Here is a 20,416-nt window from a genome sequence, read left to right on the forward strand (position 1 = left end):
GAAAAGCCCAGTCGCCTTCGAACGGATGGTGGCTTAAACGAGCACTTGGGGCGGCACGAAAGCGCGACAGGTCCAATCTGGCTAGTGGAGGAAACCTAGAAGTCTGGAGAACAGATAGTTACGGAAAAGGAGGTCAGAACTATACTGGAGAATTGGTTTTGACCGCAGTACATTCTGATGTGGTTTTGCTGCTGAACGCTGTTGATCAATGCGACGAGAGTTCTTCTTGTGAGCTTATGGATACGTTGATCAAGGAAGGTAAGCTGGAATTGATGTTAGCTAATGAAGTTGGTATCTTTTCTGGGTTGATGTTTCGAAAAGACACACTTCTGCCTTTTGCAGAAAGAAATCAAATTCGAATAACCGCCATAAGGTTTCTGAATGAGTTGCTGGTAATCGTTAATGATCCGGTGCCGAAAATAACCGAAAAAAACAAAAATCTCCCTGTTGGATATTCCATTTTTAGGATTGAGATGGAAACTAATGGCTGAAGTGAAAATTAGTTTATAATCGCCCACTGGCCGGCCACCCGTTTCAATTGGCGGGTTTGCTGTTGGAGTTAGCAAGTTGAAATAGTGGTAGATACCAATCGAAGCATAAGGGACCACCCCTGCTTTCGCACGCTAGACGAGTGTACACTTTGGTACCACTTTCATACCGTTCATCCGAGCAAAGGGCTGTATGGGCCGTTGATCGTCGTCTATGGTCCTCTGGTTCCATAATCGTAGGAGCGGACCATCTTTGTGGGGGAGGCTCAGCTCAGCCAATTGATACGGCACAGCAGAAGACTTGTTTGGAAAGCCTCGGAATCCTTGAGGGGCTTATGAAATATTGAATTCTAGTTAGACAATACCGCCGCCAGCGCCCAGGATTTTTGGCCGTTCTTGTGCCACTTTTACCCGATACCGCGAGGCGCGATAAGCCATGACAGGATCAATTGCGCCACCTGCCTCAAGTCGCGCCATGGCAAGTATCGGCTCAACATCAGTGCGAAATCCTTGTTTCAGCATGCTTGTTGCCATCAAGGCATCGTTGCTGTCCTGATAGCCCATCAGGGCCACACGATCCACCAGCAGCGCCTGCGCATAGGCGCGCTGCACTTCCATAGCCGAGACCATCAAGCTCTCGATCGGGTCGGTCACATTGTGGCTCTGGTCCAGCATATGCCTGGGGTTGAAACCGGGGTCTGCCTCGGCCTCAACCAGCTCGTTAAAGACCAAAAATAGGCGGTAGGGATCGATGCTGCCTGTATCCAGATCGTCATCGCCGTACTTACTGTCGTTGAAATGAAAGCCGCCCAATTTGCCGAACTGGGTCAGGCGGGCAACGATCATTTCAATGTTCACATTAGGCGCGTGGTGGCCCAGATCGACTAGGCATTTTGCCTTGTCGCCCATCTGCTGCGCGATCAGCAGGTTGGTGCCCCAATCCTGCACCACGGTGGAATAGAAGGCGGGTTCGTACATCTTGTGTTCGGTTAGCAGGGTCCAGTCGTCGGGCAGGGCGTTATAGACCTGTTTGGTGGCGTCTAAATAGCGTTCAAGCTGGCGGGTGAAGTTGGTCTGACCGGGGAAGTTCGACCCGTCCCCCACCCAGATGGTCAACGCCGTAGAGCCGAGTTGCGCGCCCAGTTCGATACATTCGATATTGTGGTCAACGGCCTGCTGACGGGTGGCTGCGTCGGTATGCGACAGAGAGCCATATTTGTAGCTATGCGCCTGATCGGGCTGGTCCTGGAAGGTGTTCGAGTTCATCGAGTCGAAAGTGAGCCCAAGCTCTTCGGCCTTGGCCAAAAGATCGCAGGCAGGGGCGTTGTCCCAGGGGATGTGTAGTGACACACAGGGTGTTGCCTTGGTAAGCTGTTGGATCACACCGCAATCGTCGAGCTTATCAAAGATGTCGCGGGGTTCACCGCCACCGGGAAAACGCGCAAAGCGGGTGCCGCCGGTGCCGACGCCCCAACTGGGCACAGCAACGCCGTAGTTGGCGACCTTATCTTTGATCTGGGCAATGTCGATGCCGCGACGGTCTAGGTGTTCACCCAAAGCATTATAGTCAGCCTTGAGGGTCGCGTGGGCACGGTCGTTGTCTTGGGCAAGGATTGTATCGTTGATCATGAACCGTCTCCTTAGCGGGTAAAGGACTGGACGTTACCGGCGTCCACGTTGATGATATTACCGGTGGATTTTGCAGATTGGTCTGAGGCCAAAAAATACGCGGCTTCGGCGATGTCTTCGGGCAGGACTGAACGTTTGAGCAGCGATCGCTGGCGGTAATGCTCCTCCAGTCCTTCCTTGTCTTTACCATAGGTCGAGGCGCGTTCCTTGAGCCAGTCACCGGACCATATTTTTGAGCCTTTCAGCACTGCGTCGGGGTTCACCACATTGACGCGGATGCCTTTGGGGGCGCCTTCTAATGCCAAACAGCGGGCCAAGTGGATCTCGGATGCTTTCGCGGTGCAGTAGGCGGCTGCATTGGGCGAGGCGGCGAGGCCATTTTTCGAGACGACAAAGACAACTGCGCCTCCGATGTCCTGAGTCTTCATCACTTTAAACGCCTCGCGGCTGACAAGGAAATAGCCGGTGGACAGGATGTCCATGTTCTTGTTCCACAGATCCAAACTGGTGTCTTCGATTGGGGCAGAGCTGGCGATGCCGGCGTTGGACACAAGGATATCGACACCGCCGAATTCTGCGGCGGTATAGTCAAAGGCGGCGATCACGGCGGTTTCGTCTGTGACGTTCATATTTACTGTACGGACCACGTCGGCCGAGTAACGGTTGGTGAGATTTTCTGCGGTGTCCGCTAGTGCGGCATCATCGATGTCTGCCAACATCACGCAGGCCCCTTCGCGTAAATAACGCTCTGCGGTGGCAGAACCAATGCCGCCCGCACCGCCGGTGACAAACGCCACGCGACCGGCCAGTGATTTTGGCTTGGGTAAGCGTTGAAGTTTGGCCTCTTCCAATAACCAGTATTCGATATCAAAGGCTTCCTGTTCAGGTAGGCCCTGGTATTCAGACACTGCATCTGCGCCACGCATGACGTTGATGGCGTTGACATAGAACTCGCCCGAGATCCGTGCCGTGGCTTTGTCTTTGGCAAAGGTGATCATGCCAACACCGGGGATCAGGTAGACCACGGCATTGGAGTCGCGGATGGTGGGGCTGTTGTCCTTCTTGCAGCGCTCGTAATAGGCTTTGTAGCCTTCGCGGTATTCGGCGACGGCATCGGTCAGACCTGCCAATGTGGCATCTACATCTGGGTTCTCGGGGTCGAAATCGACCACCAATGGACAGATCTTGGTGCGCAGGAAATGGTCAGGGCAAGAGGTGCCAAGTGCAGCCAACCGGTTCATATCCTGTGCGTTTACGAATTCCAGCACTGTGTCGCTGTCGGTGAAGTGACCGACCATATGTTGGTCGCCAGACACCATACCGCGGATGGCTGGCATTAACCGTGCTGCTGCGGAACGACGGTCATCTGCTGGCAAACTGGAATGAACCGCGCCACCAAAAGCCTCCTTGCCTTCGGTCTGAATTGCGAACCAATCCATCGCCGTTTGGATGATTTCCAGGGTCAGATCATAACAGTCCTGTGCATCATTGGCCCAAGTGAATAAGCCGTGACTTTCGAGTACTACGCCCTTGGCATCGGGGTTTTCAGCGCAAAAGTCAGACAACCAAAGACCCAATTCATAGCCGGGTTTCTTCCAAGGCAACCAGCCGATGCTATCGCCGAAGATCTGCTTGGTCAGTGCCTTGCTGTCTTTGGCGGCTGCAATTGCAATGATCGCGTCCGGATGCATATGGTCGACATGTTTCTTTGGCACATAGGCGTGTAGGGGGGTGTCGATGGAGGCCGCGCGTGGGTTCAGGTTGAAGGTGCAGTGAGGCAGGTAGGCAACCATTTCGTCTTCAAACTCAACGCCTCGATAGATGTCACGCAAAGCGTTCAGTTTGTCCATGTACAGGCTGGAGAACCCGTCCATCTTGATCGACCCAACATCGCCTCCAGATCCTTTGACCCAAAGCACTTCGACGGCTTGCCCTGTCAGCGGATCAGCCTGCATCACCTTGGCTGATGTATTGCCGCCACCATAGTTTGTGATTCGTTTGTCCGACCCCAGTAGATTTGATCGATAGAGTAGTTTCTTAGGTTCACTCATCCCTTCGGCACAGGTCGCATCCCACTTGTTTTCAAGGCGTTGGCTTTGGGTGGCGTCGGGCATCTTCGTCTCCATCAACAGCATTTTATCTGCATTTGTTTGTGACTAGGCTGGCTTGGAGACTTGATGAAGTCAATCACAAACGATCAATATCGATCATGAAAAGGTTGATAGTGATTGATATTGACATTTAGTGATTGACAGATGGAGACGACTCGCTCCACCTTATGAGAGCCAAAACGGAGAACGACGGATGCACGAGAAAGACAGACACAGAGTTATTTTGTCGGCAGTGCAAGACCGGTCAGTGGTGACGGTTGCCGAGCTGTGTGTGCTGACGGGCGCGTCTGAGGCAACGGTACGCCGTGATGTCGGGACGCTGGATGGACAGGGTAAGTTGCGCCGTGTGCGCGGCGGGGCTGAGGCGCTCATGACAACGCCATTTGTTGGGTTGGCTGGACGGCCATTTTCTTACAATGAGACAATCAACAGTGTTGAAAAACGGGCGATTGCCAAAGCTGCTGTTGAACTGTGCACTGATGGGGATCCGATCATCGTCAACGGCGGGACAACGACATTTCAGATGGTACATCCTCTGGCGTCTCTGCAAATGCAGGTCTTTACCAACTCCTTCCCGATTGCCGAGCACCTGTTGAAGAATACCCGTAACACGGTGCTGCTGTCCGGTGGGGTGATTTACCGCGAGCAAAACATCATCTTGTCGCCCTTCGACAATGACGTAACACGCAATTTCTATGCCAAGCGCATGTTCATGGGCGCGCAGGGAATTGGCCCGTTGGGCTTGATGGAGCAGGACCCGCTGCTCATCCAGGCCGAGCAAAAACTGATTGGCCAGGCCGAGGAGTTGGTGGTGCTTGTCGATAGCTCCAAATTCGCCAACCGATCTAGCCTTATCCTGTGCCCATTGAGCCGAATTACCACGATCATCACGGATGATGGCATCGATGACCGAACGGCGGCGATGCTTGAAGCCGCGGATGTGAACCTGATCGTCGCGCCGACCAAGGGGGCGCAAAAAGAAGGGGCAGTGTCTTAGGCGGTGTCCACAATGCAACCACTCCAGGGAGGAAACCATGAGTGTATTCAAGAAAGCGATGGCATCTGCGGCCATTGCAGCAACCATGTTCGCAGCGCCAGCTATGGCGGAAGACAACATGCGCATTGCGCTGGTGGTCAAAGCTCTGGGTATTGGCTTCTTCGAAGCTGCCGCTAAGGGGGCTGAGGAAGCAGCAACTGAACTGGGAGGTGTTGAAATCATCTATACCGGTCCAACGGATACAACTGCTGAAGGGCAGATTGAGGTGATCAATGCCCTGATCGCGCAAAATGTGGACGCAATTGCGATCTCGGCTAACGACACCGACGCCCTGGTGCCGGCACTGAAGAAAGCGATGAGCCGCGGCATTACTGTCATCAGTTGGGACAGTGGTGTGGCTGCAGAAGGTCGCCAGATGCATCTGAACCCATCATCCAACCCGCTGATCGGTAACATGATCATCAAACTTGCTGCTGATCACTTGCCAGATGGTGGAGAAGTTGCAGTCCTGTCCGCCACGGCTACTGCGACGAACCAGAACATCTGGATCGACGAAATGAATAAAGTGACAGGTGAATACTCAGGGATCAACGTCGTCGCGACGGTATATGGTGATGATTTGGCAGACAAATCCTACCGTGAAGCACAAGGCCTCATGGCCAGCTATCCTGACCTGAAAGCAATCATTGCACCGACAACAGTGGGCATCGTTGCGGCGGCACAAGCCGTAACTGACGCCGGTAAAATCGGTGAGATCAATGTGACTGGTCTGGCCCTGCCATCAGAAATGGCCGGTCATATCGATAGTGGTGCGTCCAAGTCTTTTGCGATTTGGAACCCGATTGATCTGGGCTATGCGGCAACGATGATCGCCTACAATTTGGCCAAAGGCACTGCAACAGCGGAAGCTGGAAAGTCCATTCCGATGGGCCGCATGGGTGAAGTTGCGCTAGACGGTAACAGCGAAGGCGCTATGGCGGATCCGTTTATCTATGATGCCAGCAACATCGACGCCTTCAAGTCGATCTTCTAAGCTCCCAAGTGTGGCTCGGTGCGCTACCCCGTGCTGGGCCACACACTTTATGATCCAATTGCATAGCCGAGAAGAGCCGAAATGACCGACCATGCAACACCCGTTGTGTCGATGGACGCGATCACCAAGACCTTTCCCGGTGTCAAAGCGCTGGATGCGGTTCAACTGGACCTTTACGCAAGCCAAGTGACGGCGCTGGTCGGGGAAAACGGCGCAGGAAAATCCACCACAGTCAAAATTCTAACCGGGATCTATTTTCCCGATGGCGGCACCATCCGCATTGATGGAGAGCCTGTTACCTTTGCAAACGCAAATGCGGCGGCAGACGCGGGTATTACAGCAATTCATCAGGAAACTGTCTTGTTTGATGAACTGACAGTGGCCGAGAACATCTTTATTGGCCATGCGCCACGCACCCGCTGGGGACTGATCGATAAGGCTGCAATGCAGAGTGCAGCGTTTAAGCTGTTGCAGGACATCGGCGCGACGTTTGATCCGCGTACTCTGTTGCGGGATCTTGGCATTGCGAACAAGCACCTGGTCGCAGTTGCACGTGCCTTGTCCGTCGATGCGCGTGTGGTGATTATGGATGAACCAACAGCAGCCCTGTCTCACAAGGAGATCGAAGAGCTGTATGAGCTGGTAGAGACGCTGAAAAAGCAGGGTAAAGCGATCCTGTTCATCAGTCACAAATTTGATGAGATTTTCCGGATTGCTGACCGCTATACTGTCTTTCGCGATGGCGGATTTGTTGGCGCGGGTTTGATCTCTGAGATTGACGAAGATGCTTTGGTTCAGCTGATGGTTGGCCGCACCGTTGAACACATCTTTCCCGAGCGCACTCCGAATGTTGCCGAAGACGTGTTGCAGGTGGTGGGCTATGCGCATCCGACCGAATTTGCAGACATCAACTTCACTCTGAAACGTGGTGAGATATTGGGGTTTTATGGATTGGTTGGAGCCGGTCGGTCAGAATTCATGCAATCGCTGTTTGGTATCACCAAACCATCCAAGGGTGTCTGTAAGATCAACGGAAGCATTCGCGTGATCCGTTCGCCTGCGGATGCTGTGGCCAATGGCATCGTTTACGTGCCCGAAGATCGCGGCAAGCAAGGGACTATTATCGGTCTGCCAATTTTTCAGAACATTTCTCTGCCCTCTCTGGGACGTACTTCGAAATCCGGGTTTCTGAGACTGGCTGAAGAGTTCAAACTGGCGCGCGAGTATTCCGAGCGTCTGGACCTGCGCGCGGCTTCGCTGGATCAGGATGTTGGTAATCTTTCGGGCGGCAACCAACAAAAGGTGGTAATTGCCAAGTGGTTGGCGACGCAGCCCCAGGTGATCATTCTGGACGAACCGACCAAGGGCATCGACATCGGCTCCAAGGCGGCAGTCCATGAGTTCATGGCCGAATTGGCAGAGCAGGGGTTGTCAGTGATCATGGTCAGCTCAGAAATCCCCGAGGTGATCGGTATGTCGGATCGTGTCATCGTGATGCGTGATGGTCGGATTGAGGCAGAGTTGGAGGGCGATGCGTTGAGCCCGGAAACTCTGGTACGCCACGCTGCTGGAATTTCAGCCACCCAGATGGAAGAGGCTTAGGCTATGGTATTGCGACACATTCCAATACGCGAAGGGATCCTTGGCGCGGCTATCCTGGTACTGTTAGGGCTGGTTTCCATCCGGTATTCTGGCTTCATCGCTCCGGCTAACCTTGCCAATGTGTTCAACGACACGGCGCCATTGATTATTCTGGCACTCGGGCAAATGGTGGTTATCCTGACCCGCTGTATTGATCTATCCGTGGCGGCAAATCTGGCGTTAACCGGCATGGTGGTGGCCATGTTGAATGTGGCCATGCCTGGCCTGCCAATCCCGGTCATCCTTGCCATTGCCATCCTGCTCGGCGCAATGATGGGGGCGATCAATGGACTGTTGGTTTGGAAACTGGCAATTCCACCCATCGTGGTGACACTGGGCACCATGACAGTCTTTCGAGGCATCATCTTTTTGATTTCCGAGGGCAAATGGATCAATGCCCACGAAATGAGCACCGCCTTTACTGGGTTCTCTCGCACGGCATTTCTAGGGTTGCCGGTTCTGTCCTGGATCGCAATTGCGACCGTGATCGTTTTTGGAGTGATGATGTCACGCACCGCTTTGGGACGGTCGGTATTTGCTGTCGGCGGCAACCCCCACGCGGCGGTTTATACTGGCATCGACGTTGGCAAGACCCAGTTTCTGGCCTTTGTCTTGTCTGGTGCCCTTGCGGGTCTAACGGGTTATCTTTGGGTTGCTCGCTATGCTGTGGCCTATGTTGATATTGCAAGGGGTTTCGAGCTTGAAGTGGTGGCGGCCTGCGTCATTGGCGGCATCTCAATCGCAGGAGGCATCGGCTCAGTCGGCGGTGCGGTACTGGGGGCTCTCTTCCTCGGCGTGGTCAAGAATGCACTTCCTGTGGTGAATATTTCTCCCTTCTGGCAATTGGCGATTTCCGGCAGCGCGATCCTGATCGCTGTGGCCTTTAACGCCCGCGCCGGCCGCTCAAAGGGCCGAATTATCCTCAAATCAGCCGAGGGTTCAGTATGAGTGATACCACTATGGCAGCACGTTTTGTTCCCAATCGACTGAACAGCCGCGCCTTTCGCATTTTGCGCAGTTGGGAGGCCTTGCTGCTGGTCGTTGCCGTTGGGATCTTTGTGCTAAACAGTTTTGCCTCGCCCTATTTCCTGAATGTCTGGAACCTGAGTGATGCGACGTACAACTTTACCGAAAAGGGAATGATTGCCTTTGCCATGGCACTGTTGATCATCTCGGGAGAGATCGATCTCTCCGTTGCTTCGATAATCGCGCTGGCTAGCACGGCAATGGGGCTGGCGGCGCAATACGGAGCAGGGACGACTGAACTGGTGATGATTGGCCTCACCGTCGGTTTGCTCTGCGGTGCTTTCAACGCATTTTTTGTCACAGTTCTGGGCCTGCCCTCTATCGTGGTCACTATTGGCACCATGAGCCTGTTCCGCGGCATCAGTTACATCGTTCTGGGGGATGGCGCTTATGGAGGTTATCCGGACAGCTTTGCTTGGTTTGGGCAGGGCTATATCTACTGGGTGTTCACGGTTGAGATCGCCATATTTGCCGTTATTGCTGTGATCTATGGCGTGGTGTTACACAAAACCAATTTCGGCCGAGCGGTCTATGCCATTGGTAACAACCCCACCGGCGCACTGTTCAGCGGTATTCGGGTGCAACGGGTTAAGTTTATCCTGTTCCTACTGACCGGCCTGATGTCCGGAGTGGCAGCTATTTGCCTGACCTCTCGCCTTGGCTCAACCCGCCCCAGCATCGCAGCAGGTATGGAATTGAGCGTGGTCACCATGGTGGTGCTTGGTGGGATTAACATTCTCGGCGGTTCTGGCTCGATCCCAGGTGTTGTGATCGCTGCCGTTGTCATGGGGCTGGTCACTTTTGGGCTGGGTTTGCTCAACGTTCCGGGCATTGTGATGTCGATTTTCATTGGCTTGCTGCTGATCGGAGTGATTGCCCTGCCACGACTCTGGGCGATGATTGCAGCGAAAAGGCGGAAGATATGAGCGAACGGTTTGTGTTTCGGATGCGGTTGAATCCAGGCAAGGTCGAAGTCTACAAGCGCCGCCATGACGAGATCTGGCCTGAACTGGTAAGCTTGCTTCGGGAGGCAGGTGTCAGTGAATATAGCATTCATTTGGACGAAGAGACTGGATTGTTAATTGGCGTGCTGATCCGTACCGAGGGCCACACAATGGACAGCCTGCCGGATCACCCTGTGATGCAGAAATGGTGGGCGCATATGGCTGACATCATGGAGACCTGGTCGGACAATGCGCCTGTAGTCCTGCCGCTGCCCAGTTTGTTTCATATGCGATGAAAACGCCACGCCACATCGCGGTCATTGATATTGGCAAAACCAATGCCAAGTTGGCGCTGGTTGATTTGGGCGCGATGAAAGAAATCGCCGTTGTGACGCGCCCCAATGCGGTTCTTCCGGGGCCTCCATGGCCACATTTTGACGTTGATACGCATTGGAAGTTCTTACTGGATGCGCTGGGGCAGTTTCATCGCGAACATGGCGTTGATGCTATTTCGGTTACCACTCACGGGGCTAGCATCGCGTTGCTGGACAAAAACGGCGAATTGGCCGCTCCAATCCTTGATTATGAATACGACGGACCTGTAGAGACAGCAGGGCAATATGATGCGATCCGCCCAACATTTGAGCAGACCGGGTCGCCACGTCTGGCCAATGGTTTGAATGTGGGTGCGCAGTTGTATTGGCAGTTTCATGCTGATCCAGGACTGCACGACCGCACCGATCATATTCTGACCTACCCGCAATACTGGAGCTACCGTTTGACCGGCGTGGTGGCCAGTGATGTGACCTCAATCGGGTGTCATACAGATCTGTGGCAGCCGCATCGGGGGGCGTTTTCCGACTTGGTTGAAACGCTGGATATCGCAGACAAGATTGCGCCAGTACGCAAGTCGACGGATGTTTTAGGGTCGGTTTTGCCGGAAATTGCCAAAGTCACCGGGCTTCCTAAGGAAACGCCTGTAATCTGCGGTATTCATGACTCCAATGCTTCTCTCTACCCCCATGTGTTGACCCAGAAAATGCCGTGCTCTGTGGTATCGACAGGGACATGGGTGGTGGTGATGGCAATGGGTGGGATCAAACCAGTTTTAGATCCATCTCGGGACACTCTGATCAATGTTAATGCGCTGGGCGAGGCGGTACCGTCAGCCCGCTTTATGGGCGGGCGCGAATTCGAGCAGATCCAGAAGGGCCATTCGGTTGAGATCAGCCCTGAGGATGTCGAACAGGTGCTGATGCAGGAAATCATGTTGTTGCCCGCAGTTGATCCCCTGACCGGACCATACCAAGGCAGGAACCTGAGCTGGCACGGGGCGCAGCCACCTGAGGGGTCTGGCCTACGTGCTGCTGCGCTTTCCTTTTACCTAGCGATGATGACAGACACTTGTTTGCGGCTAACAGGGGCGAAGGGGCCGACTATTGTTGAAGGCCCTTTTGCACATAACGCTCAGTACCTTGCGATGTTAGAGGCCGCCACTGGTCGCGCTGTCTGCTATAGTACGTCGTCTACCGGAACCAGCATTGGGGCAGCGTTGTTATTCGCGCGTGATGCCATGACCACGAAAACCAAGAATGTCACAATGCCAGAGAATACTTTAAAAATGGCAACATATGCTGAGAAATGGCGTTTAAAAGTTGAGCGCGACTTGGAATGACTGTGGGACCTGTTTCCGGGATCTGCCTCGGGCGATAGAAGTTCGTCGGTCAGTGAAGGAAGTACTCACCCATGTTGCATTACCTTTTCGGCGAACCAGCACTCAGATTTGTTTCCCAATTTGTAGAGAGAATGACGTCCTTCAACTTCTCAGAATACTCCTGAAACGGAGATTTTTCTCGCAATAGAAGGTTGACCTGACGCCGGGATGTAAGGTCTGAGATCTCTCTGAAGATCAGGTCCGAGGGGGCTATATGCAATACAGCTTTGGGCAGGATGGTAACCCAGCGATCAGAGCGGACCATCGAAATGAGAGACAGGGTGTTTCGGGCCGATAAACTGGCGCGAGCCGTCATTTCCTGAAAAATTTGTGACGTTATTGATAGGCACAAATCATTCCTGATGAACTGATCAGAAATCACATCGACCAACTCTATAGGGCCTTTTTTGTGAGCAAGCGGATGGCGCGGTGAACAGATGAGCCCGAAACGATCCGAGAATAGCTTTGTTTGCTGAATCCCATTCAAGGTGTGATCATTGGAGGCAATTCCAATATCCGCTTTTCCTCGGCTAAGCGCATCAATGACTTGCTGGGTGTCTGTGTCTTGCAGCTCAATTCTGGTTCCGGGGCAGACAACACGAAATTTCTCGACCATTGAGGGGAAGACAAGCCCTGCGACGGATGGCACCGATGCCACGCGAACAAGCCCTTGGGGGGATACTGCTGCGGTCTGAATGGCCTTGATGGTGTCATCAAACTGGCGCAGCTCGGTGCGCGCCAGTTCGAAGATCTGAAGGCCAACGGGCGTTAGTTGGCTTTTCCTGTCGCTGACAAACAGCCGTTGATCTAGGTGATCTTCTAGCTGTTTGAGTTTCATTGAAATTGCAGGCTGGGTTCTCCCCAACCGGACGGCAGCATCCGCCAGATTTCCAGCCTCAGCTACTGCACTGAAACAACGCAACATTTCAATCTTGATTGCCATGACTTCAGACTTCCTGAAATTAGATTAAGTTATTTAAATTTGACTGATATCAGCCTGCAGGTCCATTCTTTTCCCAATTCAATATGTGGGAAAGCTGATGTCCGAGACCAAACTGAATCTGATTGCTGGAAATTGGGCTACAGGCGAGAGCGAAGCTGAAAATCGCAATCCGTCTGATCTGAGCGATCTAGTAGGTATGTTCGCCCAGGCAAGCACACAACAGTTACAAGATACTCTGGATCAGGCGCAGGTCGCGCAGTTGGAATGGGCGGCCTATGGCATAGAGCGCAAGCAATCAGTGTTGATGAACATCGGCAACGAGTTGATGGCGCGTTCGGACGAACTGGGAGCCCTGCTGAGCCGGGAAGAGGGTAAACCTTTGGCTGAGGGCAAAGGAGAAGTCTACCGTGCCGGGCAGTTCTTTACATATTACGCCGCTGAATGCCTGCGTCAGCTTGGTGAGAATGCAGATTCGGTGCGCGCTGGTGTTGAAATCGACGTGCGCCGAGAAGCGGTGGGAGTTGTGGCCATCATCTCCCCATGGAACTTTCCCACCGCCACCGCTTCGTGGAAAATTGCTCCGGCTCTTTGCTATGGTAACGCTGTTGTTTGGAAACCCGCCAATATCACCCCGGCATCGGCTGTGGCGCTTGCAGAGATCATCGCCAAACAGGATATTCCCAAAGGGCTGTTCAGCCTCGTGATGGGGTCTGGCCGCTCGATTGGTCAACAGTTGGTCGAAAGCCCCAAGGTAAACGCGATTTCGTTTACTGGATCGGTTCCTGTGGGCAAGGGCATAGCCACTGCAGCAATCCAGAACCTGACCAAGGTACAGATGGAAATGGGATCCAAAAACGCCTTGGCGGTGATGGATGATGCGGACTTGGACCTGGCTGTCTCACTTGCCCTTGGCGGTGCGTTTGGCGGCACCGGTCAGAAATGCACCGCTTCCTCCCGGCTTGTGGTCCACCATGCGGTGCATGATAGTTTTGTAGAAAAACTGGTTGCTGGCACCAAGGCGATGAAGGTAGGCCACGCGCTGGAGGCTGGAACCCAGATGGGGCCGGTTGTTAGCCAACAGCAACTTGATGAAAACCTGGCCTACGTTGACTTGGGGCTTTCCGAGGGAGCTGAGCTGGCTTGTGGCGGCGCCCGGCTGGAGATGCCACATGATGGGTTTTACATGTCACCTGGAGTGTTCCTGAACACCACCAACGACATGCGCATCAACCGTGAGGAAATGTTTGCGCCTCTAACCTCGGTGATCAAAGTGGGCAGCTACGACGAGGCCCTGAGCGTGGTCAACGATACCAAATTCGGCCTGACATCGGGGATAGTGACGCAAAGCCTTGCCCGTTCCACACATTTTCGCCGCAATGCACGGACTGGCGTTGTGACAGTCAACCTGCCAACTGCTGGCACTGATTATCACGTACCATTTGGCGGGCGCGGTGACAGTTCGTACGGACCGCGTGAACAAGGTAAGTCAGCTGCTGAATTCTACACCACCGTCAAAACTGCCTATATCAGCGCAGGGACACCAAGCTGATGCGGATAGACGGCCTGCAATATGCCAACTGGTCCGAAAAGATCTTTCGGCAATTGCGGGAGGGCAATGTGGATGCGGTGCATGTCACCATCGCTTACCACGAGAACTTCCGGGAAACGGTGCTGAATTTTGAAAAGTGGAACCGCTGGTTTGAACAATATCCAGACCTGATCATGAAGGGCCTGTGGGCCAGTGACGTCGACAAGGCTCGTGAAACCGGGCGCACAGCTATTTTCTTTGGGTTTCAGAATCCCAGCCCAATGGAAGATGACATTGGGTTGATCGAAATTCTGCACTCACTGGGTGCCCGCTTTATGCAGCTGACTTATAACAATCAATCACTGCTGGCGTCTGGATGCTACGAGAACGAAGACACCGGCATTACCCGTATGGGGCGGCAGGTCATCAAAGAGATGAACCGTGTGGGTCTTGTGATCGACATGAGCCACTCCGCCGATCGGTCGACTATCCAAGCGGCCGATCTATCCGGGCGCCCAATCGCCATCACTCACGCGAACCCGTATGATTGGGCGCCGGCCTTGCGCAACAAAAAAGACGATGTGATCCGCGCTGTGACGGAAAACGGCGGCATGTTTGGGTTTTCGATTTACCCGCATCATTTGAAACATAAATCAGACTGCACCCTGCAAGATTTCTGCGAAATGATTGCGCGTTGCGCTGATCGGTTCGGCGTCGAGCATTTGGGCATTGGCAGTGACCTGTGTCAGGACCAGCCTGATACAGTCGTGGAGTGGATGCGCGTTGGCCGATGGACCAAAGACATCGACTATGGCGAGGGGTCGGCCGATAAGCCTGGGTTCCCCGATATGCCCAATTGGTTTCGCAACAACCGCGATTTTAGCAACCTAAAAAATGGGTTGCGCGATGTCGGGATGTCTGGCGCTGAAGTTTCGGCGGTTCTTGGCGACAACTGGCATCGTTTCTTTGCCACCAATTTCACGCCGCAGGTTTGAACGGATGACGGGTTCCCTGCGCCCTTCGCTCCGTGATCCAAGACAGGTCATGCGGCTATCGCGGCTGGGATCGCTTCATCAATGCCGTCTTAGCTTTATGCGAATCCTGACCCGGCGCATGGCTGATGAGGCCTGGGAGTTTTCCCGCCCAATATTCAACATAGCAGCGGATGGCACAGGACACGCGGTTTATTGCGCCAAAGGGCCGGATCGCACTTACTCCCTTGTTGCCTTTGCCCACGATCTACCGTCGGAAATGCGTTCTGACAGGGTCATAGCAGAGGCATGGGACGCAACGTTTACGCTTTTCGACGGTATTCCGACGGCCGATGATATAGAGCGACTGTCAAAGAATGTTCCGCTGCAGGAAGCAGGACGCATTCGTGAAAGCGAGCTGTCGCTGTCTCGCGCCAATCGGTCGGTCCGCCTCTGGAACCATGTGGTCGAAGTGCTTGCCAGTGGGCACCAGCCCGAGGCCGAGCAACTGGCCAACGTCGGCTACTTGATGCGGACCACCGCCGTGTACGGTTCAGGAAAATTCGGCGCTGCAGACCGAGAGATGATTGCAGATCGACCTGAGTTTTCCGCACCATTCCAGGCCGAAATGCTCTCGGTTTTTCTGACCAGAGCCTTTGTGCGTGATCTGATCGAAGATGCTGCCCAAACCAAAGGCGGCGAGACCGCAGTACGGTTGGATAACAGGGTCGCGCGGCAGCTTGGTATTGGCAATTCAACGGGACTTGGTATGGCACCGTTTATCGTGAACCATCCGATGTTGTTCAACAATTGGATCATGGCGCGCGAAGAAGCCCTGTTACGTGTCCGACAAGTTCAACGTGCGACAGACGCAGAGATTGCCCAATTCAAAGAGATGTTGAAACGGTGTTCTCAGTCCGTATCGCAGTGGCAATCTGAACACCCGCTGCAAGTCAAAAAACTCAACACCCTTCGCGCCGATCTGGATGCAGTGTTCAGCCATGTCGCAAAACACGATCTGTCAACAGATCTCCCCTGGGATCAGCTTGTTCGCTGGTCCGAGGCCCACCTGAGCGAAGAGGGTCAGGAATTGGTGAACTCCGTTGTGATGGAACCCTATGACCACCTTGTAGATGGATTGTCGAATAGTCTGTCTGATTGCAACTCAGATGCGTTCCTGATCGACGGCGATATGACCGTTGGCGCCCTGAAAGAGCTGATCCAGAACTGCTTTGGCTGGGCGTTGGAACTGGATTGGACCGCCTCTGAGAACTGCGCACAGGCCTGGTATGTTTCGGCTGAAAAACTGGAGCCGCGCATTGGTTCCCGGTTTAAGGAATCCATCGCGGAGTATGAACAACCGCTGGCCCCAGCAAGGGACGCGGTGCAAGCCTATGAGGAGCTGAGAAAATGGGAGCACGATAAAAAGATCTCAGATTTCCTACTACGTCACCCAGAACATCGCCACACGGTCAGACGCAGCCAGATCAGCGCCAGCGCGCCCTATAGCGAAATCCAGGACAATACCATCGGCGAAGATATCCTGCCGATTGATATGCTGCGTGCCAAACTCTCTTTCTTTGGGGCTACCCACTTTGATCCACGCTCGGACCGGTGGGTTCGGATTTGTATGTTCCAGGGGGCACCATACCCCAATGAACTGACCCACGACAACGCGGACCACTGGGTTTACCCCAACCTGGAGGGCGCTGAATGAGCTACTCTCTGAACGAAGTTGAAGCCCATAGTAAACGGGCCGCCCGTGGCGCTGGGCTGGGCTGGGGGCTAGCCGAAGAGGCTGCCAAGGCAACGCGCTGGCTGTGTGCCCAGAATATTGATGGCTGTCGTGTACTAACAGGTGTTCTTGAAGCGCACCAAGATCCTGCTTGCAATCTACAGACGCCAATATCCCTGGTCGGAGAGTGGCTCGCTGAAGCTGGCAGGCTGTGTCCACTACACGTCGGTGCTTCGTTGTCGGACTGTGCAACACTGGTTGGTTCAAATGGGGTCAGGATCCGTGCTCTGTCTCACCCACTGTTCATTCTTCCGTTTGTGGCTGCGGCGGCGCGCAGGGCTAAAACCAATCTGCAGGTACACTGGCCAGGCGCAACGATGACGACAAATGGAAAGACCGTTGATCTAGCAACTTCAACGGAGGCTGCCTTCTATATCGAACAGGTTGAGCAGGTGGAAATCATTGTGGCACCGCCGCTTACTAAAGACGCGAACCAGATTGGCCGTGCCAGACCCAGCAACCGGGACTGGGAGAAACTCAATTCATTTGCCGCTCTGACCTATGCCCCGGCAACTGAAACATCACGGCGACTGGGGGCAGGGGCTGGACAATCCGACAATGACTGATTTGGAGAACCTATGATTGAGACCCGAACACTCAGCCTTGCTGACATCGAAGACCTGTCCTTTGCTGCGCTTGTGGCTGCTGGAACCTCTCCTGAGAATGCCCGGCCCTTGGCTGTCGCTACGGCGGCAACAGAAGCCGATGGCGTCGCCAGCCACGGGTTGGCCTATATCCCGATCTATGCAGAACATGTGCAGTGTGGAAAAGTCGATGGTCAGGCTGTTCCCAAGCTTGAGGTTCCCAGACCAGGCGTGATCACTGTAGATGCGGCAACGGGGTTTGCACACTCTGCGATCGACAAAGGGTTTGAACAGCTGATCCCGCTTGCTCGTCAACAGGGCGTCGCAGCACTGTCGATCCATAATTCCTATAATTGCGGCGTACTGGGATACCACACCCATCGGCTGGCCGAGGCGGGTCTTGTTGGACTTGGGTTCACCAATGCTCCGGCCTCTATTGCGCCATCTGGGGGATACAAGCCGGTTGTTGGGACCAATCCATTTTCGATCGCCGCGCCGGGAATTGATGGAAAACCGGCGATATTGATCGACCAGAGCGCCAGCACTATCGCCAAGAGTGAGGTGATGAAACATGCGCGCGAAGGGAAACCCATACCAGTTGGCTGGGCCTTAGATGGTGACGGCAACCCGACCACAGACCCGAATGTTGGCTTAAAGGGCTCGATGGCACCTTCCGGCGGATACAAGGGGGTCGGAGTTGCAGTGTTGGTTGAATTGATGGCTGCCGCACTCAGCGGCGCCACTTTGGGCATCAATGCCTCGCCATTTTCAGGGACCGCTGGTGGACCACCCAAAACAGGACAGTTCTTTTTGGCAATTGATCCCGCTGCAACGTCCCGAGATCTGTTTGCGGCTCGCATCGCAGAGTTGGCCAACTCTGTTCATGAACAGGAGGGTGCGCATTTGCCGGGCGACGGGCGCAGCAAAAAACGCGCTTTGGCGCAGACACAGGGCGTTGCGGTCAACACCGCAACCCTTGCCCGGATCGAGCAACTGCTCGGTTAAGGGAATGCCTGCCGGGGGAGGCAGGTAAATTGGGCAGGCCAGCATAAGGCCTGTTCCAAATGCTCGAATGAGCCAACAGTGGAAGGGAGAGTTCCAATGTCAATCAAGCCTCCATTTACGGAGCTGGAAATTAAGAAAGCGGGGGCTGGATTCTATGAAGGATACAGTCTGCCGATCGCACTTATCAGCAAGATCACAATGGCCTTGCTGGTTATCTGGGCTCTCGTATGGCCAGCCAATGCAAACAACACTCTGGGGTCGTTAAACGGGCGCATCCTGAACGATTTCAATACGTTTTATATCGTGATCGTTGGGGCATTTGCCTTCTTTCTGTTTGTTGTAGCAGCCCTGCCGCAAACGGGGAAACGCGTCATGGGACGCGAAGGCGAAGCGCCGGAGTTCTCTAACTTTTCATGGTTTTCGATGATGTTCGGGGCTGGTTTGGGTGTTGGGTTGATGGTTTTCGCCACCGCTGAACCAATGGGGCTTTGGGGGTCAAACCCAGTGGTCGTTTCAGGTGAGGTCGCAGGCAACTCCGTAGAGGCTTTGCAATCGGGGTATCGCTACACCTTTCTTCACTACGGCATCCATGCCTGGGCGATCTATGTCGTCACTGGTCTGGCGCTGGCCTACTACGCCTATACGCGTGATATGCCACTGACCATCAGATCTGCTCTGACGCCACTGTTTGGCAAATATGTGAATGGCATCTTTGGTCATATCGTTGATGTTTTGGGTGTTGTTGCGACAATCTTGGGCGTATCGGTAACCATTGGATTTGGCGTCAGCCAGTTCATTGATGGGCTTTATGCCATCACTGGTATGGACTGGATGATGGATATGACCGGCGACGCACCAGCACCTGGCACTGTAGGACTTGTTACTGGTTTGGTTGTCATCATGGGACTGTCGATCATTTCGGCGGTTTCCGGGGTGGGGCGTGGGGTGAAATACCTGTCGAACCTGAATCTGGTGCTGTCGATCATCCTATTGCTGACTTTTGTCGTGTTTGGATCCTTCCTGTTTGCAATGACCACCTATGCCACGGCTTTGGTGGACTACATCCTGAATTTTGTCGCGCTGAGCTTTGGTGCTTATGGTCCGCAATCTGCGGATGCCTTTGCCGCAGCATTGCCCGAAGCAGCCAAGCCTCTGTCGGGGGATCTGATGGCAGGCGCAACCAACGCATGGGGATCGTTTGACGGGTTTAAGTCTGGGCTTGAAGGCGCAGCTGCGGAACTGCCAGAGGCAACTTTGGCCGCAGTATACGAAGCAGGTAACGCGGGACGTCAGTTCGGTTGGCAATCTGGGTGGACCACGTTCTACTGGGCCTGGTGGATCGCGTTCTCACCTTTCGTTGGCCTGTTCCTTGCCCGCATTTCCAAGGGTCGTTCCGTTCGGGAATTCATTGTCGGCTGCGTCTTTGCGCCAACGTTGGTTTGCTTTGCATGGATGGCAATTCTGGGCGGTACGGCTATTGATCTGGAACTGACCGGTGGCGCAGATGGGGTCATCATCGGGGCGTCTAGCACCGCCAAGCTGTTTGTGACCTTGAGCGAGATGTTATCAGGCAGCTTCCTGTCGATTATCACCATCATGTGTGTGGTCCTGATCCTGACGTTTCTGGTGACGTCGGCTGACTCGGGCATTCTGGTGATGAACACCATCATGTCGGGCGGAGAGCAGGAAACGGGTGTCAAACATCGCATCGTCTGGGGCGTCATCCTGACACTGGTGATTGGCACTCTGTTGATTGCAGGCAAGATCAATGGCGGAGAAGATGCTATGAAGGCGTTGAAAAGCGCCATGATCATCGGGGCTCTACCTTTTACGATGGTGATGGGGCTGATGTGTGTGTCGCTGGCTAAGGCGCTGTATCGCGATGGGTTGCGTGATAAACACAGTGAAACAGCTGCCGCACCTGCCGAGTAACCATATCAACCGAGCGGGCTGTTGCGGCCCGCTCGTACAGACAGGTCGCACCTAAACACCCGTCGTTGTCTGCTG

The 20,416-nt window shown here is 54.1% G+C and carries 17 protein-coding genes; 14 read left to right on the plus strand and 3 right to left on the minus strand.

Going from position 1 to position 20,416, the window contains the following annotated elements; translation table 11 throughout:
- On the plus strand, positions 1-491 hold a 491-nt coding region (locus GO984_RS21415; protein WP_209279456.1), incomplete at its 5' end, for a hypothetical protein.
- Between the two features lie 351 nt (positions 492-842).
- On the opposite strand, the gene rhaI is transcribed toward GO984_RS21415, so the two are convergent.
- On the minus strand, positions 843-2,117 hold the full coding sequence (gene rhaI, locus GO984_RS21420) for an L-rhamnose catabolism isomerase (RefSeq protein WP_157024596.1): 1,275 nt from the start codon (positions 2,115-2,117) through the stop codon (positions 843-845).
- An 11-nt stretch (positions 2,118-2,128) separates the two neighbouring features.
- Positions 2,129-4,231 carry a bifunctional rhamnulose-1-phosphate aldolase/short-chain dehydrogenase gene (locus tag GO984_RS21425; protein ID WP_157024597.1) on the minus strand — a complete coding sequence of 701 codons (2,103 nt, stop codon included), beginning with the start codon at positions 4,229-4,231 and terminating at the stop codon, positions 2,129-2,131.
- 190 nt (positions 4,232-4,421) lie between these two features.
- On the opposite strand from GO984_RS21425, the gene GO984_RS21430 reads away from it, so the two are divergent.
- The 7 genes from GO984_RS21430 to GO984_RS21460 all read left to right on the plus strand — a co-directional run bounded on the left by GO984_RS21430 (position 4,422) and on the right by GO984_RS21460 (position 11,544).
- A complete protein-coding gene (locus tag GO984_RS21430; protein ID WP_157024598.1) occupies positions 4,422-5,225 on the plus strand; it encodes a DeoR/GlpR family DNA-binding transcription regulator in 804 nt (267 codons plus the stop codon).
- A gap of 37 nt (positions 5,226-5,262) precedes the next feature.
- Entirely contained in the window at positions 5,263-6,258 is a 996-nt protein-coding gene (gene rhaS / locus GO984_RS21435) for a rhamnose ABC transporter substrate-binding protein (protein WP_157024599.1), read from the plus strand.
- An 81-nt stretch (positions 6,259-6,339) separates the two neighbouring features.
- The gene (locus tag GO984_RS21440; protein ID WP_157024600.1) at positions 6,340-7,860 is read left to right on the plus strand and encodes a sugar ABC transporter ATP-binding protein; all 1,521 of its coding nucleotides are present in this window, start codon (positions 6,340-6,342) and stop codon (positions 7,858-7,860) included.
- Between the two features lie 3 nt (positions 7,861-7,863).
- Positions 7,864-8,847, plus strand: a complete 984-nt coding sequence (locus GO984_RS21445; protein ID WP_157024601.1) for an ABC transporter permease — start codon at positions 7,864-7,866, stop codon at positions 8,845-8,847.
- On the plus strand, positions 8,844-9,851 hold the full coding sequence (locus tag GO984_RS21450) for an ABC transporter permease (RefSeq protein ID WP_157024602.1): 1,008 nt from the start codon (positions 8,844-8,846) through the stop codon (positions 9,849-9,851). The genes GO984_RS21445 and GO984_RS21450 overlap by 4 nt, the downstream gene beginning before the upstream one ends.
- Positions 9,848-10,165 carry an L-rhamnose mutarotase gene (locus GO984_RS21455; protein WP_157024603.1) on the plus strand — a complete coding sequence of 106 codons (318 nt, stop codon included), beginning with the start codon at positions 9,848-9,850 and terminating at the stop codon, positions 10,163-10,165. Before GO984_RS21450 ends, GO984_RS21455 begins: the two co-directional genes overlap by 4 nt.
- Positions 10,162-11,544 (plus strand): FGGY-family carbohydrate kinase, encoded by a 1,383-nt coding sequence (locus tag GO984_RS21460; protein ID WP_157024604.1) that lies wholly within the window; start codon positions 10,162-10,164, stop codon positions 11,542-11,544. The genes GO984_RS21455 and GO984_RS21460 overlap by 4 nt, the downstream gene beginning before the upstream one ends.
- Before the next feature lie 79 nt (positions 11,545-11,623).
- Here the strand turns inward: GO984_RS21460 and GO984_RS21465 are convergent, their stop codons facing one another.
- Positions 11,624-12,526 (minus strand): LysR family transcriptional regulator, encoded by a 903-nt coding sequence (locus GO984_RS21465; RefSeq protein WP_157024605.1) that lies wholly within the window; start codon positions 12,524-12,526, stop codon positions 11,624-11,626.
- 97 nt (positions 12,527-12,623) lie between these two features.
- Between GO984_RS21465 and GO984_RS21470 the strand changes: the two genes are divergently transcribed.
- From GO984_RS21470 to GO984_RS21495, 6 genes are all read left to right on the plus strand, one after another.
- A complete protein-coding gene (locus GO984_RS21470; protein ID WP_157024606.1) occupies positions 12,624-14,075 on the plus strand; it encodes an aldehyde dehydrogenase family protein in 1,452 nt (483 codons plus the stop codon).
- The gene (locus GO984_RS21475) at positions 14,075-15,049 is read left to right on the plus strand and encodes a membrane dipeptidase (RefSeq protein WP_157024607.1); all 975 of its coding nucleotides are present in this window, start codon (positions 14,075-14,077) and stop codon (positions 15,047-15,049) included. The genes GO984_RS21470 and GO984_RS21475 overlap by 1 nt, the downstream gene beginning before the upstream one ends.
- A 4-nt stretch (positions 15,050-15,053) precedes the next feature.
- Entirely contained in the window at positions 15,054-16,742 is a 1,689-nt protein-coding gene (locus GO984_RS21480; protein WP_157024608.1) for a hypothetical protein, read from the plus strand.
- Positions 16,739-17,386 (plus strand): DUF3726 domain-containing protein, encoded by a 648-nt coding sequence (locus GO984_RS21485; RefSeq protein ID WP_157024609.1) that lies wholly within the window; start codon positions 16,739-16,741, stop codon positions 17,384-17,386. Before GO984_RS21480 ends, GO984_RS21485 begins: the two co-directional genes overlap by 4 nt.
- A 12-nt stretch (positions 17,387-17,398) precedes the next feature.
- On the plus strand, positions 17,399-18,409 hold the full coding sequence (locus tag GO984_RS21490) for an Ldh family oxidoreductase (protein WP_157024610.1): 1,011 nt from the start codon (positions 17,399-17,401) through the stop codon (positions 18,407-18,409).
- Positions 18,410-18,505: 96 nt separating this feature from the next.
- Positions 18,506-20,341, plus strand: a complete 1,836-nt coding sequence (locus GO984_RS21495; RefSeq protein WP_157024611.1) for a BCCT family transporter — start codon at positions 18,506-18,508, stop codon at positions 20,339-20,341.
- The last annotated feature ends 75 nt before the right edge of the window (positions 20,342-20,416 follow it).

The organism is Parasedimentitalea huanghaiensis, from assembly GCF_009753675.1.
Taxonomy (GTDB): Bacteria; Pseudomonadota; Alphaproteobacteria; order Rhodobacterales; family Rhodobacteraceae; genus Parasedimentitalea; species Parasedimentitalea huanghaiensis.

Excerpts from the sequence above, each read along its gene's own strand:
- GO984_RS21445 (WP_157024601.1), top strand. The coding sequence starts at position 7,864 with ATGGTATTGCGACACATTCCAATACGCGAAGGGATCCTTGGCGCGGCT.
- GO984_RS21485 (WP_157024609.1), top strand. The coding sequence starts at position 16,739 with ATGAGCTACTCTCTGAACGAAGTTGAAGCCCATAGTAAACGGGCCGCC.
- GO984_RS21460 (WP_157024604.1), top strand. The coding sequence starts at position 10,162 with ATGAAAACGCCACGCCACATCGCGGTCATTGATATTGGCAAAACCAAT.
- GO984_RS21455 (WP_157024603.1), top strand. The coding sequence starts at position 9,848 with ATGAGCGAACGGTTTGTGTTTCGGATGCGGTTGAATCCAGGCAAGGTC.
- GO984_RS21475 (WP_157024607.1), top strand. The coding sequence starts at position 14,075 with ATGCGGATAGACGGCCTGCAATATGCCAACTGGTCCGAAAAGATCTTT.
- GO984_RS21480 (WP_157024608.1), top strand. The coding sequence starts at position 15,054 with ATGACGGGTTCCCTGCGCCCTTCGCTCCGTGATCCAAGACAGGTCATG.
- GO984_RS21470 (WP_157024606.1), top strand. The coding sequence starts at position 12,624 with ATGTCCGAGACCAAACTGAATCTGATTGCTGGAAATTGGGCTACAGGC.
- GO984_RS21465 (WP_157024605.1), bottom strand. The coding sequence starts at position 12,526 with ATGGCAATCAAGATTGAAATGTTGCGTTGTTTCAGTGCAGTAGCTGAG.
- rhaI (WP_157024596.1), bottom strand. The coding sequence starts at position 2,117 with ATGATCAACGATACAATCCTTGCCCAAGACAACGACCGTGCCCACGCG.
- GO984_RS21490 (WP_157024610.1), top strand. The coding sequence starts at position 17,399 with ATGATTGAGACCCGAACACTCAGCCTTGCTGACATCGAAGACCTGTCC.
- GO984_RS21450 (WP_157024602.1), top strand. The coding sequence starts at position 8,844 with ATGAGTGATACCACTATGGCAGCACGTTTTGTTCCCAATCGACTGAAC.
- GO984_RS21495 (WP_157024611.1), top strand. The coding sequence starts at position 18,506 with ATGTCAATCAAGCCTCCATTTACGGAGCTGGAAATTAAGAAAGCGGGG.
- GO984_RS21440 (WP_157024600.1), top strand. The coding sequence starts at position 6,340 with ATGACCGACCATGCAACACCCGTTGTGTCGATGGACGCGATCACCAAG.
- GO984_RS21430 (WP_157024598.1), top strand. The coding sequence starts at position 4,422 with ATGCACGAGAAAGACAGACACAGAGTTATTTTGTCGGCAGTGCAAGAC.
- rhaS (WP_157024599.1), top strand. The coding sequence starts at position 5,263 with ATGAGTGTATTCAAGAAAGCGATGGCATCTGCGGCCATTGCAGCAACC.
- GO984_RS21425 (WP_157024597.1), bottom strand. The coding sequence starts at position 4,231 with ATGCCCGACGCCACCCAAAGCCAACGCCTTGAAAACAAGTGGGATGCG.